The sequence below is a fragment of the Polynucleobacter sp. UB-Piko-W3 genome (assembly GCF_018881635.1).
In the GTDB taxonomy this organism is placed as follows: domain Bacteria; phylum Pseudomonadota; class Gammaproteobacteria; order Burkholderiales; family Burkholderiaceae; genus Polynucleobacter.
This window is the reverse complement of record NZ_JACVPY010000002.1, coordinates 1033457-1051615: the sequence shown is the minus strand read 5'-3', so window position 1 is coordinate 1051615 and position 18159 is coordinate 1033457. Positions and strand designations below refer to the sequence as shown.

Here is an 18159-nt window from a genome sequence, read left to right as displayed (position 1 = left end):
AGAACTCCATGATTCGTATTACTGAACTACGTCTGCCTATCGACCATGCTCCAGAAGCTGTAGAAGCGGCAATTCTCAAACGCCTCAATTTGTCTGCTAAGGACTTAATCCGCTTTGAAGTCTTTAAGCGTAGCTATGATGCCAGAAAGAATGTGGCACTTTCTTTTATCTACACAGTAGATCTTTCGGTCAAAAATGAAGAAGCTATTCTGAAACAGTTTGATGGCGATATTCATATCAGACCATCACCTGATACGAGTTATCACTTTAAAGCCAGGGCGCCTGAGTCCATTGCATCTGGCAAATCATTGCGTCCTGTAGTCATTGGTTTTGGTCCTTGTGGAATATTTGCTGCACTCGTCTTGGCGCAAATGGGATTTAAGCCGATTGTGCTCGAGCGCGGCAAGAAGGTTAGAGAGCGCACACAAGATACCTGGGGTCTATGGCGCAAGAATGTACTCAACCCAGAATCTAATGTGCAATTTGGAGAGGGTGGCGCCGGTACTTTTTCAGATGGTAAGTTATGGAGTCAGATTAAAGATCCGAAGTTTTATGGTCGTAAAGTGATTAATGAATTTGTGAAGGCAGGAGCGCCAGCAGAAATTCTATATGTTGCTAAGCCTCATATTGGTACCTTCCGCTTGGTAGGCGTGGTAGAGAAAATGCGTCAAGAGATTATTGATCTTGGTGGCGAGATTCGTTTCTCCCAAAAAGTGATTGGTTTTGACATCCAGAATGAGCAAATTACTGGTGTCAAAATTGAAGGCCATGAAGATCTTCCTGCAACCCATGTCGTGCTGGCTCTTGGCCACAGTGCGCGCGATACCTATCAGGCTTTACATGAAGCTGGCGTGTTTATGGAGTCTAAGCCATTCTCAGTAGGTTTTCGTATTGAGCATCCGCAGTCACTGATTGATAAGGCGCGTTTAGGTCCGCATGCAGGTAATGAGTTGATTGGCGCTGCTGATTACAAGTTAGTGCATCACGCTAAGAATGGTCGCTCGGTCTATAGCTTCTGCATGTGTCCAGGTGGCACAGTTGTAGCAGCAAGCTCAGAGCCTAACCGCTTAGTGACTAATGGCATGAGTCAATACTCGCGCAATGAACGCAATGCTAATGCCGGGATTGTCGTAGGCATTACTCCAGATGATTATCCGGGTGGGCCACTTGCTGGAATTGAGTTCCAGCGTGCGCTTGAATCTAAGGCTTTTGAATTAGGCGGTGGAACCTATGAGGCCCCAGGGCAGTTAGTAGGGGATTTTCTGGAAGGCAAGGCCTCAACCCAGTTTGGTAGCGTCTTACCTTCTTATAAGCCTGGCGTGCATTTAACGGATTTAGCCCAAAGCTTGCCCGCTTATGCCATTGAGGCCATTCGTGAAGCCTTGCCTGAATTTGAAAAGCAGATCAAAGGCTTTTCGATGAAAGATGCTGTCTTAACGGGTGTAGAGACTAGAACTTCTTCACCTCTGCGCATTCCACGCGGCCCAAATTTTCAAAGCCTCAATATCAAGGGTCTCTATCCTGCGGGTGAGGGCGCTGGATATGCCGGCGGTATTCTATCTGCTGGCGTCGATGGAATTAAGGTAGCAGAAGCACTTGCGCTTGATTACTTGTCAAAGTAAATTCTCCCTCCTGACAGTGCTCATTTTTAGGTAATTTCAGAAATACCACCTCTTTTGCGGAAGAGACGATAATGTCGCCATGGCTTTAATCGTACTTACTGATGCAAAACTGGCTTTCGGCCACGTAGATCTCCTCGCAAATACTGCTTTTTCACTCGAATCGGGTGAGCGTGTCGGCTTAATTGGACGCAATGGCACTGGCAAATCTTCCTTGTTAAAGATCTTGGCTGGCATTGAAAAAATGGATGATGGGCTTTTGCAATATCAGCAAGGTTTAAGAATTGCTTACGTTCCCCAAGAGCCCATTTTTGATTCAAACGAGACGGTATTTGATGCAGTCTCTAAGGGTGTGGCTCAGGCCAAGGCCTTGCGTGAAGAATATGAAGCGCTTAGCGTAGGCGACTGGGATGATGCATCCCACCATCGCTTAGATGAGGTGCAATCTCAATTAGAGGCGCTCAGTGGTTGGAATTGGGAGCAGCGTGTTTATGAAACTCTAGATCGTTTGCATTTAGATGCAGAGCTTAAGATCAGCACGCTATCCGGTGGAACTAAAAAACGCGTGGCACTTGCGCGCGCTTTAGTAGAAGTGCCCGATGTCTTAATTCTAGATGAGCCAACCAATCATTTAGATTTAGATTCGATTGCCTGGTTAGAGGAGTTGTTAAAAGAATACCAAGGTTCAGTCATTCTAGTGACCCATGATCGTGCTTTCTTGGATAACGTCTGCACACAAATTGTGGAGCTTGACCGTGGAATTCTGCGAAGCTACCCAGGTAACTTTACTCAATACGAAGTTCTTAAAGAACAAGAGCTCAATGCGGAGTCATTGGCTAACGCCAGGGCAGATAAATTATTAGCCCAAGAAGAAGTTTGGATTCGTAAGGGGGTTGAGGCTCGTCGGACGCGGAGCGTAGCCCGTATTGCCCGTCTTGAAAAATTACGTACTAGCCGAACTGAGCGAAGAGATGCGATGGGTCAAGTGAAATTGGCCGTTTCAGCAGGTGATCGCAGTGGCAAGATCGTTGCAGACCTGCAGGAGGTCAGTAAATCTTACGATAGGCCGATTGTGCAAGACTTCACGGCAACGATATTGCGCGGCGATAAAGTAGGATTGCTCGGCCCTAATGGCGCAGGCAAAACAACCTTGCTCAAATTGATTCTAGGAACAATTGCACCTGACTCAGGAAGTGCTACGATGGGTACTCGCATTGAAGTAGCTTATTTTGATCAAATGCGTGAAGGACTGGATCTCAATGCTTCGCTTGAAGATTACATTAGTCCGGGTAGCGAGTGGATCGAAATCAATGGCAACAAGAAGCACATCAAGAGTTATTTAAGTGATTTCTTATTCGCACCAGAGCGCACCAACTCTCCAGTAAGCACTTTGTCAGGGGGCGAACGCAATCGCTTATTGCTCGCTCGCTTATTCGCTAGACCAGCTAATGTGCTGGTTTTGGATGAGCCAACTAATGATTTAGATATCGATACCTTAGATTTACTTGAGCAATTGCTACAAGATTACAAAGGCACTGTATTTTTGGTTAGCCATGATCGTTATTTTTTGGATAACGTGGTGACAAGTATCATCGCTCATGAGGGAGATGGTTTTTGGCGCGAGTATGAAGGTGGCTACGAGGATTGGAAAATCCAAAAGGCCCGTTCAGAGAAAATCCGTGCCAATAATGCAAAACCTGTGACTAAGGCAGAACCCAAACCCGAAGCCAAGCAAGAGCCTAAAGTAGAAGTAAAGCCAGCAGTAAAGAGTGGGGTACAAAAACTCAATGGCAAAGAGCGTCAAGAATTAGAAGTCTTGCCTTTACAAATCGAAGAGCTAGAAACAGAGCAGGCTGATATCGGCATTGCGATGAGTAATCCAGATCTATATAAGAATGAGCCTGAGTTAGCTGCCAGTATGCAAGCGCGCTTAACCGAGATTACCGGCCAGCTAGATCAAAAGCTACAACGCTGGGAGCTGCTCCTGGGTCGCTCTGAGGCTTGAGTATTCTTATTTAAGCTCGAGGCGCGCACGTAGCTGCGCGATTTCATCTAAGAGATCGAGAGCTAGTGCAACTCCTGGAACATTTAATTCCAGATCGTGTGTGAGATGCGCTGCAGTCTTGGCTCTTTTTAGAGAGTCCCCACTAAACCGCCAATCTTCAGGTGATGAGCCCGCAGGACTGAGAACGCCCTCTGACACCCAAGACATAATTAGTTCTTGAGGAGTGCGAGAAGCATGTGAGAGTTCCACAATACTCATATGTACTTCGTTTTCTACAACACTTGCTTCAATCCAGGTGGTATTGATCTTCGTCATGGTGATCATCCCTTCAAGTGAGTTCTAGGGTTGAAATCAAAAGCCTTCTCAAATTGTTGGTAGGCTTCCTTCTGCGTTTCTGTTTCTGCAGGCGGTAGTGCAATCGTCGGCACTACATAAAGGTCACCGGGCTCTGCACTTGGTATGCCTTTACCCTTGAGACGCATCTTGCGACCTGCAATCGTGCCTGCCGGAATTTTTAACTCCAAAGTAGAGCCTGCTGGTGTTGGCACATTTACTGTAGTGCCTAAGGTCGCTTCCCATGGCGCCAATGGAATATCGATAAATACATCCTTGCCATCAATTCGATAGATTGGATTTGAATGGAAATCAATTTCTAGATAGAGATCACCTGCTGGTCCTTCACCAATGCCTGGCCCACCTTGCCCTGAGAGGCGAAGATTTTGACCAGCTTTAATTCCTTTTGGAATACTGACATCTAATTTGCGCTCTTGAGTGCTGACATGCCCATTGGGATCTTGCGTTGGCATATGTAATGCAATCGTACGCTTAGCGCCGTTATAGGCATCAGCAAGATCAATCAAAATTTTGGCGTGATGATCTTGTCCTTTGAAGTTCATGCCTTGGCGTGATTGGCTACTACGACCACCTTGACGGTACTTACCTCTGCCAAAGAGAGATTCAAAGAATTCACTTTGATCACCTTCAAAGCCACCGCCATAACCTGGGTTGCCACTATTAAAGCTATTATCAGAGTATTCAAAGCCTTCATTCCAATTGGGGGGAGGGGTGAAGTCTTGACCATTTTTCCAATTAGCACCGAAGCGATCATAAGCTGCGCGCTTCTCGGTATCTTTTAAAACGGCATAGGCCTCACCAATTTCTTTGAATTGCTCTTCAGCCCCAGCTTCTTTATTGACATCTGGGTGATATTTTCGGGCAAGCTTGCGGTAGGCAGTTTTAATTTCAGCTTCGGTAGCAGAGCGTGCTACCCCAAGCGTTTCGTAGTAATCCTTAAATTTCATAAGCCTGTATTAATCCTCACGTATTTTTTCTTACTGAGCTAATGATTAATTCTACAGGCGTATTAGCTCATCACCCCAATTTGCCAGGGTACAAACTCATAATCACCTAGGCCCAGAAGCTCGCTTTTAGAGGCTTCTCCAGAAGCAGTTTTTAGGAAGAGTTCAAATATGCGTTGCCCCATTTCTTGAACAGAAACAGTGCCATCCAAAATTTCCCCACAATTAATGTCCATATCCTCGGTAAGTCGCTGATACATGGGGGTATTGGTGGCTAGCTTGATGCAAGGCGTAGGTTTAGAGCCAAACATTGAACCTCTGCCGGTAGTAAAGGCAATTAAATTTGCACCACCAGCAATTTGTCCAGTAGCGGATACAGGATCAAATCCAGGGGTATCCATAAAGACAAAGCCTTTAGTGGTTACTGGCTCGGCGTACTTATAAACTTCCATGAGTGGACCGGTGCCACCCTTCATGGAAGAGCCCAATGATTTTTCAAAGATATTAGCTAGTCCGCCAATTTGGTTTCCTGGGCTCACTTGACCATTAATCTGCACATCTCTACCGACAGAGTACTCATCTTTCCACCAACGAATACGTTTAATTAGTTTTTCACCAATCGCTTGACTTGCAGCACGGCGGGTGAGGGTGTGCTCTACACCATAAATCTCAGGTGTCTCTGACAAAATACCAGTGCCACCATGACGAGACAAAATATCGATTGCTGCACCTAGCGCAGGGTTGGCAGTAATGGATGAAAAGCCATCTGATCCACCACATTGCAGGCCAACACATAGATGGCTGGCAGAAACCGTTTCACGTTTTGCTTTATTTGCCTCTGGAAGTAAGGCTTTGACTGCCTCAATTCCGGCTTCAATCGTTTTACGTGTGCCACCAGTCTCTTGCATGATGAAGGTGTGAAGGTTGGTGCCTGCAGTGAGGTCTTCCTGCTCCATCAAACCTTTTAATTGATTGCGTTCACAACCAAGACCCACAATCAGTGCGGCCGCAAGATTGGGATGACGTGCATAACCAGCCATCGTGCGGCGGAGCAACTGCATCGGTTCACCGCTCATTTCCATGCCACAGCCGATGTCATGGCTAAATGCCACAACACCATCCACGTTGGGAAAATCTTTTAATCTTTCTGGGGTGAACCAGTCAGCAATTTTATTGACTACAGTTGCGGAGCAATTCACGGTGGATAAAATCCCGATGAAATTGCGTGTGCCTACTTTCCCATTGGGTCTCACATAACCCTGAAATGTTGCGCGCTCAGATTCAGGCAGCATTTGAGTAGGTTTAAATTCGCTAGCGTAAGCATAGTCGCGATCAAATTCACGAAACTCAGTATTGTGACTATGAACCATGGTGCCCGCTTCGATATCTGTATTAGCAAAGCCAACGGTCACGTTGTACTTCAGAATCGGATCACCTTTGAGAATCTTTTTCGTTGCAATTTTATAGCCGGCAGGTACTTGGCTGCGGCTAGTAAAGCTCTCACTAGGTACTTCTGTGCCAATGCCAACATCAATCCGGGCCACGACAATATTGTCATTAGGGTGGAGACGAATGATTGGGCCGATGAGGCGTTTTTCAGACATGTCAATCATGGATTTCTTTCGGTGAGTTATTTTCTTATTCAGCAGTGGCGCCAGATTTCTTAACAATCGGGCCCCACTTAGCAACTTCTGACTTAATGTACTCGCTTAATTGATTTGGGGTGCTTGTAATGACCTCAAAGCCTTTTCCATTAATTTGCCCTTTAATTTCTGGGTTATTTAGTACGCTGATTAATTGTGCGTTCAGTTTATCAACAACCGCTTTTGGTGTATTAGCGGGAGCAACGATTGCATAAACAAGCTCAACTTCAAATTTAGGCAAGTACTCTGAAATTGCAGGAATCTCAGGGGCGCTTGATGAGCGCTTAAGACTCGTAATTCCCAGGGGAACTAATTTTCCAGAGCGTACATAGGGCAGTGCGGCAGGGGTGCCAACAAGAGCGGTTTCAACTTGTCCGCCAAGTACATCGGTTAATGCGGGTGCAGCGCCCTTGTAAGGTACATGCAAAATATTTGTACCTGCTTGAGTATTAAAGAGCTCACCACCGAGATGAAGTGGTGTGCCTGCACCTGATGAGGCAAAGCTCACCTTATTGGGGTTGGATTTGGTGTAGGTAATGAGTTCTGGAATTGTTTTAAAGGGTGCAGAAGGGTTTGCTACAAATAGCAAAGATGAGGAGGCAACCAGGCTGACTGGTGCAAAGTCCTTAATGAGGTTGTAATTCAATTTTTTGTACAGCGTTTCATTGATGGCTTGCGTGCCCACCATCATGAGAAACAGGGTATAGCCATCTGGTTTGGAGTTAGCGACATACTCTGCAGCAAGATTGGCGCCCGCACCAGGCTTATTATCAATAATGATCGGTTGACCTAGATTCTCACCCAGCTTAGGAGCAAATCCTCTCGCTAAAACATCTGAAGGGCCGCCAGCAGCAAATGGAACAATCAATTTAATGGGTTGACTAGGGTAGTTCTGTGCCTGAGCAGTAGCAATAGAGCTTATGCTAATAAGCGACAATGCTAAAAATATTTTTCTCATGTAATGTTCTCCGTATTCTTAGTGTTAATTCTTATAAAATCTGACTTTAAATGCTGTTAAAAAAATGAAAATTAATCAGGCAACAATCTTTCCTCTATCCATACCGCTAATTGAGCCAATCAAAATGGCCAAAGAGTTAATTGTGGATGCCAAAACAGTATTACTTTGCCTCACTGACGAAGAGGGTCGCCAAGGTTGGGGCGAAGCATCTGTTGCACCCCTCATGACTGGTGAAACCCTCGATAGTCTATTGGCAAGTCTAAAATATTTGGTAGAAAAGGCGCGCTCTATTGAGTGGAGTGACCCCAATCTTTTTGCCAAATCTTCTGATGCTATTTTGTATGGTAATCCATCAGCAAAATCCTGTCTTGAGATGGCATTACTTGATTTGTACACCCAGAAGCATTCCATTTCTTTATGGAAATATCTACGCTCCTTAAATGCTGGAGCCGTCTTAACTGAGTTAACTGAAATTCCTTTGTTGAGAATGATCGGTGGAGCACCCGAAAAAGAAATGGCGGATGCTAAATCATTTCGCGAGGCAGGATTTAAACATTGGAAAATCAAGGTTGGCTCTCTGTCATTAGAGGAAGATCTAAGACGCGTCCAGTTACTCTCAGATTTGCTAGAAGGAGACATTATCTCTGTAGATGCTAATGGCGCTATGTCTTTAGACGATGCCCTGCATTTTTGTATTTCACCGCAGGCTAGAAAATTATCGTTTGCAGAGCAATTGATTAGCGCAGACTCTTCTGTAAATGATTTTGCTTTGCTCAAAGCGCGCTCGCCAATTGCTATTGGCCTAGATGAATCTATCCATGGCTCTGCTGAGATTATGGAGTTAATGAAAGCTAATGCTCTAAATGGCGCCAGTCTGAAACTCATTAAGACCGGGGGGGTGATGGAGGCCTGGAGCTGTGCCCAAATTCTGCGGAAGAATAATCTGCAACTTAACTTAGCTTGCAAGGTTGCAGAAACATCTCTATCCGGAGCTGCTACCGCTTCCATCGGCTTCGCTGTCGGTGATGTGCCCTGGGGATTTAGCATGTCAAATCAATACCTACGTTTTGATATCTGTGATCAGCCATTAACGGCGCAGCGCGGTCACTTGGATCTTGCTCAGCTCAATGCTACTGGAGTTGGCGTTACTCCTAATATGGATCGCGTTAAGGATGCTGTAGCTCAAGGTTACTCAATTATTCAATATTAAGAACGTCAAAAGCCGCTTTCAATCTGCGGGAGTAGGAATCAGAAACCGTTTTGATTTCTTCTGGGGTCCATTTTCTAAAACCTTCCCCAGCTTTCATACCTGTTTTTCCTTCGGCCATGAGTTGCACTACCTTAGGTGGAAGGCTAGTGATATTCGATAGGGATGGATAAATTTCTTTTGCGGCATTAGCCATTCCGTCCCACCCGGAAATTTCTTTTTGTGTCATTGGGCCCACTGCAGCGTAGCGAAAGCCAAAGCTATATCTCACTGCATCATCAATATCAGCTGGAGTAGCGATGCCCTCTTGCACCAGAGAGAGTGCCTCTCTCATCAAGGCATGCTGAATGCGATTGGCTAAAAACCCAGGGATATCTTTTTTAACTAAAACTGGCTTCTTATCAATCGCTTTGTAGAGCGAACAGGCCCGTTCGGCATATTTGATATCAGTTTTTTGCCCCATGACAATTTCTACTAATGGCACTACTTCAGCTGGCATAAAGTAGTGGGCACCCATCATGCGATTAGCTGTCTTGAGCCCGTCTGCAATTTTGCTTATTGGGAATCCTGAACTATTGCTCCCAATAGGAATATCCACTGGTACGACTTGATCAAGGTATTGAAATACTTTTTGCTTTAATTCAAGGTTTTCTGCTACCGTCTCAATAACCCAGTAGCATTGCTCCCAGTCTTGATAGTCTTCCAATATTCCAACGAATTGCAGCTTCTTAATCTCGGAATCATCTTTAGCTGCATTGTCTTTTGACATGCCAATCTTCTTTGCAAGAGCAATAGCCTTATCTAAGCAGGCATCTGCCTTATCTTTAGACCTACCCAAAATAATGGTGGGAATGTCTTTAGCAATAAAGCCGGCAGCAATGCCAGCACCCATGATTCCAGTTCCAATGACAGCTACAGATTTCATCGTTTTAAACCTATGCGGTTAAGTAAAAATTGAGTTTGATCATTTCAGATCAATTGACGCATAAGGTTATCATTATTTATGTTTTAATAGTTTATTAATAAAGATTACTTATCCGTATAACTTACTCTAGGAGCTCCCTTCATGACGATGCACAACCCCTTCCAGCCTGTTGAGAAAATCAAAACAGAAGTTTTTTCAACGATGCCTGAGAAATTTAGGAAAAAATCTCGCACGGGTTGGTCTGATCCAAATCGTCAGGGCGCAGAAGTGGAGTGCTTCTTAGAGGGCCCTTCATTTGATCGCGACGGAAATTTGTGGTTTGTGGACATTCCTTTTGGCCGCGTTTTCCGTATCGATACAAAAGGCGAGTGGGAATTAATTACCCAATACGATGGTTGGCCAAATGGCTTGAAGTTTCATAAAGATGGGCGTGCATTCATTTGCGATTACAAGGCAGGCTTAATCGCTTTAGACCCTAAGACTGGAAAAATTGAAACCATTTTGGGTTCAATGTATAGCGAGAACTTTAAAGGCTTAAATGATTTGCACTTTGCCTCAAATGGCGATTTGTATTTCACGGACCAAGGTCAAACTGGCATTGCAGATCCAACAGGGCGTGTCTTTCGATTGCGTGCCAATGGCCAATTAGATCGCTTGGCACTTAACGTCCCAAGTCCTAACGGTATTACATTGAATACTCAAGAAAAACATGTATTTGTAGCCGCTACCAGATCTCAGCAGATCTGGAGACTACCTCTGATGGCTGATGGCTCGGTATCTAAGACTGGTGTGGCAGTTCAGCTCACAGGCGGTGTTGCAGGTCCTGATGGTATTGAGATGGATTCTGAAAATGGGCTATTGGTTTGCCACTTAGGGATTGGCATCTGGAGGTTTGATAACAATATGCTGCCTACCCATTTAATTTACTCAGAGAACCCACACCATCATCATTTAGCCAATATGTGTTTTGGTGGTGCTGATGGAAAAGATCTCTACATCACAGAATCCTTATCCGGCGACATCTTGAAGGCTCGTCTCCCAATCGCAGGCAAAAAAATGTTTGGACTCACCTAAATTGTCAGAAAGACTACCGTTATATAAATCTTTAGCAAACACGCTAGAGCAGCGTATTTATAACGGTGATTGGCCGGTCGGCTCTGTATTGCCGGCCGAGATCGATTTATGTAGAGATTTTGAATCTAGTCGGCATACCTTGCGCCATGCTTTGCAAATTCTGGAGGCGAGTGGTCTGATTTATTGTCGCCAAGGCGCACCTACGAAAGTTATATCTAGGCAGCGTTTGCGGCGCTTCACTCAAAGCTTTGATTCTCCGATCGATATTTTGAGTTATTCGCGTGACACTTATCGTAAAAACTTAGTCGAAGAATATATTGAGCTAGACGAGCTATTAAGTCTGATTGTGAAAGCGCCTGTTGGCTCCTCTTGGTATCACATTGGGGGTATGCGTAAGCACCAGCGGTCTGAAGAAATCATTGCTTGGACTGATATTTATATCTTGCCTCAATTTGCGTCTTTAACAAAAGATCCAGAGCACACACAGGTGATGGTGTACGAGCAGATAGAGAAAAAGTATGGAGCGAGGATCCAGAGAGCAGAGGTTGATGTGTATGCTGCGCCAGCATCGTCAGAAATTGCCGCAAAACTCAACATCAAAAACAATCCCTCTTGCTTAGTAATTATTCGTCGATATTTTGATGATCAAGATAAGTTATTTGAGGTATCAGTGACGCATCACCCAGAAAGTAAGTATGTTTATAGTATGGAATTTAAAGCGAGCTCAGAGATTTAAGTCACTATGAAGTATTTATCCATCACCGATGCCGAAGCTTTTATATCAAAGGCGCTTCAATCACAACAGGTTCCTGCGGCCGACGCAGACATCATTGCCAATTTAATGGTGCAATCTGATTTAGTTGGGGCTGATGGCCATGGTATTTTTCGTTTACCTGCGTATTTAAAGAGAATTCGTGCGGGTGGCGTTAATCTCAATCCCAATATTCGGATAGAGCGTGAGCAAGGTGCAACAGCATTGATTAATGGTGATAATGCTTTGGGCCATCTGGTGATGAATAGAGCGGTTGATCTAGCGATTGAAAAGGTAGAAAAACATAGTGTCTGTTGGATTGGTAGTCATTACGGCAATCATTCAGGCGCGGCATCAGTGTATGTTCGCAAATTAGCGGAACAAGGCTACATTGGTATTTATATGGCTGTTGGTAACGCCAATCATATGGCGCCATGGGGCGGCATTGACTTGCTACTCTCTACCAATCCGATTGCAATTGCTGTACCAGCGGGTGAAGGCCCCATGGTTCTCCTAGATATTGCCACCACAGTGGCTGCTTATGGAAAAGTGAAAGTTGCAGCCCAGAAGGGCGAGTCAATACCGGATGATTGGATGATCGATCGACAAGGTAAGCCCATTACAGATCCTCAAAGAGCTGCAGAGGGCTCCTTATTGCCAATTGGCGCCTACAAAGGGTATGGTTTGGCTGTCATGATTGGTTTGCTTGCAGGCGCACTGAATAATGCTGCCGTAGGAAAAGGTACGATTGATTTCAACGTACACCATGATTTGGTAACGAATACTGGACAAACCATTATTGCAGTTGATCCAAGTGCTTTTGGAAACAAGGAGGAGTTTGTCAGTAGAGTGATTGCTTTAGTAGAAGATTTGAAAAACTCAGCAACATTACCTGGCGTTAAAGAAATTCGAGTGCCAGGAGAAGGTGCTGCAAAGATGATGGCCGAGAGAAGGCGTTTAGGTATTCCAGTGTCACCGGAATTACTAGAGGCATTAAATGCCTGCGCTAATGAGTGCGGTATCGCTACTTTGAATTTATAAGAATTGAAATTATTACTGGAGGAGACAATATGTTTAAAAAATTATTAAAAAACATAGCATTAAACACTGCAGCAGCGTTGACAGTGATTCCGGTACTCGCGGGTTTCGCTGTTGCTGCTTACCCCGATAAGCCTATCAAGATGATGATTGGCTATGCACCAGGTAGCTCTACTGACATTGTGGGCAGGATGATCGCCAATGATCTGAGTCTTGCTTTAAAGCAGCCCGTCATTGTTGAGAATCGTGGTGGTGCAGCCGGTAGCTTGGCTGCTGATGCTGTTGCTAAGAGCGCTCCAGACGGATATACCATTCTGTTTGCGCAAAATGGCTTAGCAATTAATGTAGCAGCTAATCCAAGATTGCCATTTAATGGGCAAAAAGATTTACTGCCAGTAGTTGGAGTTGCAGCTACTCCCCATATTTTGATTGTGAATAATAATTCTCCTGCCAAGTCTGTTGCTGATCTCATTGCAATGCTTAAAGTAGATCCTGGAAAATTGAGTTTTGGTTCTTCTGGTATCGGGAATTCAGATCATATGGCAGGCGAATTATTTTTAGCTACTACCGGTTTACAGGCGATTCATATTCCCTATAAAGGTGGGTCACCAGCAGCTACAGATTTAGTTGGCGGACAAATTGACTTTTATTTTGCTGGTATGCCAGTAGGGCTGCCCTTATATAAGGGCGATAAAGCCAAAGCATTGGCCGTGACTGGTAAAAGTCGCTTTAGTGGTGCTCCTGAATTAATGACAATGCAAGAGGCAGGCGTTAAAGGTTATGAAATGGCTTTATGGCAGGGTGTATTTGTTCCCGTAGGAACTTCGCCCAGCATCATTAAGGAACTCAATAATTCCATTCTGAAAATCTTAGAAACGCCAGAGATGAAAGAGCGCTTCCAGAAGGCTGGTGTCCAAGTTGCCCCAATGAATACTCAACAGTTCTCAGATTTGTATTTCTCAGATATTGCCCGCTGGAAAGTGGTGATAGAGAAGGCAAAGATAAAGTTAGACTAATTTAAAACGTCTTTTCAAAATCATTAAGCGCTGAGGTCAAATACAAGGACTTCAGCGCTTTTTCCATTGGAGATAGCCAATTGACTTTCAGCTGCAATCAGAAGTGCATCTCCACTCTCCAGAGTCTGGCTATTGATATCTAGTGATCCTTGAATCAGGTGAACATAAGCCTTGCGTTTCGGATCAAGCTGCAATTGTGCTAACTGTTGCCCATCAAATAAACCGGCATATATCTTCGCATCTGCAAATATTTTTACAGATCCTTCTGCGCCATCTGGTGAGGCGACTAAGCGTAGCTTGCCTTGTTTATCAGAAAGTGGAATTGTCTTTTGTTCATAGCTTGGCTCAATCTCCAAAACATTAGGCTCAATCCAGATTTGTAAGAAATGGGTTGTTTGGTCTTTCGCATGATTGAACTCACTATGCGTGACGCCAGAGCCAGCGCTCATTCGTTGCACATCCCCTGGAGGAATACCTTCGATATTGCCCATACTATCTTCATGGGCTAATTCACCAGAGAGAACATAGCTAATGATTTCCATATTGCGATGACTATGTTTCCCAAAACCCATTCCGGCTGCTACGCGATCTTCATTGATGACTCTTAAGTTCCCCCAGCCCATAAATTGGGGGTTCTGATAGCCGGCAAAAGAGAAGGAATGGAAGCTTTTAAGCCAACCGTGGTCTGCATAGCCTCTATCTGCTGATTTTCGTAGTTGGAGCATGGGTTTAAGCTTTCGTTATAGCAATATCAATAAGGACATTATCATTAGCTTTTAGAATATTTGCTGATTGGTAAAGTATGGCAAGCTTCAAACAGAACGTTCATGAAACTTTTCTAGGGCTTTTCGAGAGCGCCCAAGAGAAGTGGTTCGACTTTGTTCAGTTCGTAAAAGAGGCCTGGCCGATTTTAGTTCTTCTTTTGTTGATCATCGTAGGTATCGGCATATACGCTGATCCGCCACCCCCGCGGAATGTGATGATGGCAACAGGAGGCCCTGGTAGTGCGAGCGAGATCCTGGGAAAACGGTATGCAGAATTCTTTGCCAAAAAGGGCATTACGTTAGAGTTAGTCCCGACGAAGGGGGCGCAAGAAAATATTGATCGTTTGTCAGATCGCAATGATCCTTTGCAAGTAGCGTTTGTCCAGGCTGGGGTCGTTTCTACCAAGGACACTGCTGGTATTCAGTCTCTAGGCGTTATTGCCTATAACCCTATTTGGTTTTTCTATCGTGGTTCCGAGCTCAACTCTAAAGAACTTCATGGTGTAGATAGGGGGTTGAAGTATTTCCTGACAAAAAAGATCTCCATTGGCGTTGAGGGTAGCGGCACATATGCGCAAGCCATCAAACTGTTAAAGCTTTCAGGCTATGAGCCTGGACCAGACTTTGTGAATTTGCCTGGAGATCAAGCCGTCAAGGCAATCCAAAATGGAGAGATAGATGGTGTTTTTATGGTGGATGCCTATTACTCTCCAAACATAAAGACCTTACTAAAGGATCCGACTTTACAAATTGGGACATTTCAGCGCGCTGGAGCGTACGCGAAATTAGAGCCTTACTTACAAGTGTTGAATGTGCCTGAAGGGGCGTTTGATTTAAAGCGCAACTTCCCTAGAGCAGATATCAAAATGCTGGCTACCACCACCAATCTCTTAATTGATGACCGTATGCATCCGGCTATTCAATTTTTATTTCTCCAAGCGGCTACCGAGATTAATGGTAAAGCTACTTTCTTTGCCGACCGTGGAGAATTCCCGTCCTTTAAAAATACGATGTTTCCAGAGAGCCCCGTAGCTGTTCATTTCGAGAATAATAACTATCCGCTTTTGGTTACCTTGCTTTCGTACTTACCATTTTGGCTTGCAGAACTAGTAAATCATGTTGTGTTTATGGTTTTACCGTTTCTAATTATTGCCTACCCACTATTACAAGCTTTGCCAGGTTTTAGAACCCGGCGTATGCAAAATAAGATCAATCGCTTGTATGCGGACTTGAAGAGCCTGGAGCAAGAGTTGCTTGCTAATTTTGATCTGAGTCAGTTAGACGAGTATTTGAAGAGATTGGATGTCCTCGAGTATCGGGCGCTGACGATCCAGGTATCTAAACGTCTAGCAAGTGAGTGCTATTCTTTGCGCACCAGTATTGATTATGTCCGTAACTGCCTAAACCGCGGTGTGCAGCCTTATCAAATTATTGAAGCTGTACAAACTTTTGAGGGTCAAGAGGTTGCTCCTATAGAGCAACCCCCTAAAGTAGAGCCCCATTCATAAACTATTCGCTCTCACTCGATTTGCTAGGGTATTTAAAAGAGGCGTAACGTACTACTGCATTCGCTAAGGCTAGTACAAGGATTGTGATGCCCATGTAGAGAATGGGAAGGTCGGCCTCATGCTTAGTATTAACCAAATCAATAATGAGTCGGGTTACCGCGGTGATTGCCACGTAGATTAAAAACCGCACAGGCATGTGATTAGTCTTGAAATAAATGCCGACCATGGCGCCAATCTCTAGGTAGATGAATAGTAAGAGCAAATCTTCAATAGAAGCAGATCCTTTATCTACCATTCCTATGAAGGCGACGGCGGAAGACCAGACGGTTGCAGCGCCAATGCCAAATAATGCGATCCGATGGAATAGAGAGACAAATAGATTGCCAATCGGTACCGTCCACTTTTCAACGGTTGCCTCTAGCTTGGAGGCATCTTTTGGTGAGTTTGGGGTCATGCTCATAAAAACTCCATTGTTTTTTTGGTGGACTTCAGTATATTTCGCAATGAGGTTTAGGGGAATAAAAAAGAGGCCCAAAGGCCCCTTTTTTCGGAAGCGCCCCTCTTTATTACCCTAAGCTATCAGCCCAGATATTGTGAGCCCAGCCCCAGGCATAAACACCCTCGAGCGTAGATGGTGCCGGCGATAGTCCGCCAGATCCTGGAACAGTCTTGAAGGTCTTCTCAGCGGCATTGTATTGATGCACGCTGGCAACGTGCACAACTTCACGCTCATTCACGAAGCTGTAGCAGGTATTAGTGAGAACAGGTGCTGGATTTATTTCCCAGCCGCTGAGCTCAGCCACAATTGCCGCGGCCGCCACTTTGGCATGTGAATTAGCCATATGACCAGACTTGGGCATTGCTGGGGCAATTTGTATTGAGTCACCTAATACATGGATATCCTTTTGCGCTGTAGATTCAAAGTTCAGGAAGTTCACATTCACCCAGCGACCATTCGAATTTGCTAATCCAGTTTTGACTGCAATTTCACCAGCACTCATCGCGGGCAGTAAATTCAATACATCAGCCTTAATATCGTCTTGAACTTCAAGCTTGATTGTTTTAGTTTTTGCATCAACCGCAGTGACATTATGTTTTGGTAAATATTCAATCATGCCAGTGTATTGCTCAGCCCAAACTTTCTTAAAGAGTGCACCCTTGGATGTCACATCTTGGTTAGCATCTAAAATCAGTACCTTAGATTTCGGCTTATTCTTTTTCAGGTAGTTTGCTACTTGGCAAGCACGCTCATATGGGCCAGGAGGGCAGCGATACGGCGCCTCTGGAATGCTGATGGCAAATGTTCCGCCATCTCTCATAGAAGCCAACTGCTTATGAAGTGCAACGGTCTCAGGACCGGCTTTCCAAGCTTGTAAGGTCACCCCATCTTTGTTTGCCTGAGTTAGACCTTCAATGGTATTGGTCATTAAGGTAATGCCAGGAGAAACAATGGCCTTGTCGTAGCGCAAGGTTTTACCTGAGGCTAGCTTGACGGTTTTTTTATCTGCATCAATACTGGCAACGCTATCTTGAATGACTTTAATACCATGACGCTTGCTCAGATTGTCATAAGGTGAAGTGAGCTCTGATAAAGTGCGTGAGCCACCCACCACTAAATTAGATAGCGGGCAAGAAATAAATGAAGCATTTGGCTCAATGAGCGTTACTTTGGCAGTGTTATTCGAAAACAGGCGTAAGTATTTAGCAGCAGTAGCGCCGCCATAACCACCGCCAATAACAAGAATTTCTGCTTTTTGTAAATTAGCACGAGCATGGCCAGAGAAGCCTGCAAGCAAACCAAGCGCTGCTGCGCTTTGACCAATAAAGTGTCGACGATCCATGATGGGCTTCCTTATTATTTCTTACCAAGCTGATTGGCGATAGTTGCAAGTTGCTCATCAGAGTAGCCTTTGGCTAACTGCGGCATGATGGTTCCTTCACGAGCGCCAGATTTAAATGCCTTCAATTGAGTCAGCATTTGCTCGCTTGTTAAATTATTGATTATGGGCATACCAGCATTAGGCACTCCTATGCCGTCAGTGCCGTGACAGTTAGCGCAGGTAGCAGCAAGGCCGCGTTTGTATAAATTGCTGGCATCAGCGTTTTGCGCAAGGGCAACACTACTCCATTGGCTAAAGCCGATATAGAGCACTGCTAGGATTGCGGGTTTGAGATACTTTGCTCGCATGGGGTCCATCTCCAATTGGTTTATTTCTTAAATAATGTATTGCATTTTTGCTTAGTAGCATCTTAAACAAGAAGTTCTGAGAAAAGTGAGAATTGCTTCATATTCATTTCTCATAAGCTCATTCCAAAAAGGGGTGGAGTCTACTTTTTTCTGATCTTCCTGCAT

Annotated in this window: 17 protein-coding genes; 8 read left to right on the top strand and 9 right to left on the bottom strand. The window is 44.7% G+C overall.

Features of this window, described 5'->3' with window-relative positions; genetic code table 11:
• The first annotated feature begins 8 nt into the window (after window positions 1–8).
• On the top strand, window positions 9–1622 hold the full coding sequence (locus ICN31_RS05715) for an NAD(P)/FAD-dependent oxidoreductase (protein WP_216259446.1): 1614 nt from the start codon (window positions 9–11) through the stop codon (window positions 1620–1622).
• A 79-nt stretch (window positions 1623–1701) separates the two neighbouring features.
• Window positions 1702–3624 carry an ATP-binding cassette domain-containing protein gene (locus tag ICN31_RS05710; protein WP_216259444.1) on the top strand — a complete coding sequence of 641 codons (1923 nt, stop codon included), beginning with the start codon at window positions 1702–1704 and terminating at the stop codon, window positions 3622–3624.
• 6 nt (window positions 3625–3630) lie between these two features.
• On the opposite strand, the gene ICN31_RS05705 is transcribed toward ICN31_RS05710, so the two are convergent.
• The 4 genes from ICN31_RS05705 to ICN31_RS05690 all read right to left on the bottom strand — a co-directional run bounded on the left by ICN31_RS05705 (window position 3631) and on the right by ICN31_RS05690 (window position 7523).
• Window positions 3631–3939: a chaperone modulator CbpM gene (locus tag ICN31_RS05705; RefSeq protein WP_216259442.1), complete on the bottom strand. Its 309-nt coding sequence runs from the start codon at window positions 3937–3939 to the stop codon at window positions 3631–3633.
• 5 nt (window positions 3940–3944) lie between these two features.
• Window positions 3945–4925 (bottom strand): DnaJ C-terminal domain-containing protein, encoded by a 981-nt coding sequence (locus ICN31_RS05700; RefSeq protein ID WP_216259440.1) that lies wholly within the window; start codon window positions 4923–4925, stop codon window positions 3945–3947.
• Window positions 4926–4987: 62 nt separating this feature from the next.
• Window positions 4988–6535 carry a UxaA family hydrolase gene (locus ICN31_RS05695; RefSeq protein WP_216259438.1) on the bottom strand — a complete coding sequence of 516 codons (1548 nt, stop codon included), beginning with the start codon at window positions 6533–6535 and terminating at the stop codon, window positions 4988–4990.
• Between the two features lie 25 nt (window positions 6536–6560).
• Window positions 6561–7523 carry a tripartite tricarboxylate transporter substrate binding protein gene (locus ICN31_RS05690; RefSeq protein ID WP_088525034.1) on the bottom strand — a complete coding sequence of 321 codons (963 nt, stop codon included), beginning with the start codon at window positions 7521–7523 and terminating at the stop codon, window positions 6561–6563.
• 64 nt (window positions 7524–7587) lie between these two features.
• On the opposite strand from ICN31_RS05690, the gene ICN31_RS05685 reads away from it, so the two are divergent.
• A complete protein-coding gene (locus ICN31_RS05685) occupies window positions 7588–8733 on the top strand; it encodes a mandelate racemase/muconate lactonizing enzyme family protein (protein WP_216259436.1) in 1146 nt (381 codons plus the stop codon).
• On the opposite strand, the gene ICN31_RS05680 is transcribed toward ICN31_RS05685, so the two are convergent.
• Window positions 8720–9655 carry a 3-hydroxyacyl-CoA dehydrogenase family protein gene (locus tag ICN31_RS05680; RefSeq protein WP_216259434.1) on the bottom strand — a complete coding sequence of 312 codons (936 nt, stop codon included), beginning with the start codon at window positions 9653–9655 and terminating at the stop codon, window positions 8720–8722. The two genes, ICN31_RS05685 and ICN31_RS05680, sit on opposite strands and share 14 nt — an antisense overlap.
• A 141-nt stretch (window positions 9656–9796) precedes the next feature.
• Here ICN31_RS05680 and ICN31_RS05675 point away from each other — a divergent pair, with 141 nt between their 5' ends.
• From ICN31_RS05675 to ICN31_RS05660, 4 genes are read left to right on the top strand one after another with little or no spacing between them, the layout of a single operon-like run.
• On the top strand, window positions 9797–10729 hold the full coding sequence (locus ICN31_RS05675; protein ID WP_088525031.1) for an SMP-30/gluconolactonase/LRE family protein: 933 nt from the start codon (window positions 9797–9799) through the stop codon (window positions 10727–10729).
• A complete protein-coding gene (locus ICN31_RS05670; protein ID WP_216259432.1) occupies window positions 10716–11465 on the top strand; it encodes a GntR family transcriptional regulator in 750 nt (249 codons plus the stop codon). The genes ICN31_RS05675 and ICN31_RS05670 overlap by 14 nt, the downstream gene beginning before the upstream one ends.
• A 6-nt stretch (window positions 11466–11471) precedes the next feature.
• Complete coding sequence (locus ICN31_RS05665; RefSeq protein ID WP_216259430.1) at window positions 11472–12521, top strand: Ldh family oxidoreductase; 1050 nt, start codon at window positions 11472–11474, stop codon at window positions 12519–12521.
• A gap of 29 nt (window positions 12522–12550) precedes the next feature.
• Window positions 12551–13534, top strand: coding sequence for a tripartite tricarboxylate transporter substrate binding protein (locus tag ICN31_RS05660; RefSeq protein ID WP_216259429.1), 984 nt, complete (start codon window positions 12551–12553; stop codon window positions 13532–13534).
• Between the two features lie 23 nt (window positions 13535–13557).
• Here the strand turns inward: ICN31_RS05660 and ICN31_RS05655 are convergent, their stop codons facing one another.
• The gene (locus ICN31_RS05655; protein ID WP_216259427.1) at window positions 13558–14259 is read right to left on the bottom strand and encodes a pirin family protein; all 702 of its coding nucleotides are present in this window, start codon (window positions 14257–14259) and stop codon (window positions 13558–13560) included.
• Window positions 14260–14336: 77 nt separating this feature from the next.
• Between ICN31_RS05655 and ICN31_RS05650 the strand changes: the two genes are divergently transcribed.
• The gene (locus tag ICN31_RS05650) at window positions 14337–15806 is read left to right on the top strand and encodes a TAXI family TRAP transporter solute-binding subunit (RefSeq protein ID WP_216259425.1); all 1470 of its coding nucleotides are present in this window, start codon (window positions 14337–14339) and stop codon (window positions 15804–15806) included.
• Window position 15807: 1 nt separating this feature from the next.
• Here the strand turns inward: ICN31_RS05650 and ICN31_RS05645 are convergent, their stop codons facing one another.
• The 3 genes from ICN31_RS05645 to ICN31_RS05635 all read right to left on the bottom strand — a co-directional run bounded on the left by ICN31_RS05645 (window position 15808) and on the right by ICN31_RS05635 (window position 18003).
• A complete protein-coding gene (locus tag ICN31_RS05645; protein ID WP_088525041.1) occupies window positions 15808–16266 on the bottom strand; it encodes a phosphate-starvation-inducible protein PsiE in 459 nt (152 codons plus the stop codon).
• Window positions 16267–16372: 106 nt separating this feature from the next.
• Window positions 16373–17647: an NAD(P)/FAD-dependent oxidoreductase gene (locus tag ICN31_RS05640; protein ID WP_216259423.1), complete on the bottom strand. Its 1275-nt coding sequence runs from the start codon at window positions 17645–17647 to the stop codon at window positions 16373–16375.
• Between the two features lie 14 nt (window positions 17648–17661).
• Window positions 17662–18003, bottom strand: coding sequence for a c-type cytochrome (locus ICN31_RS05635; protein WP_255530922.1), 342 nt, complete (start codon window positions 18001–18003; stop codon window positions 17662–17664).
• Window positions 18004–18159: the final 156 nt, after the last annotated feature.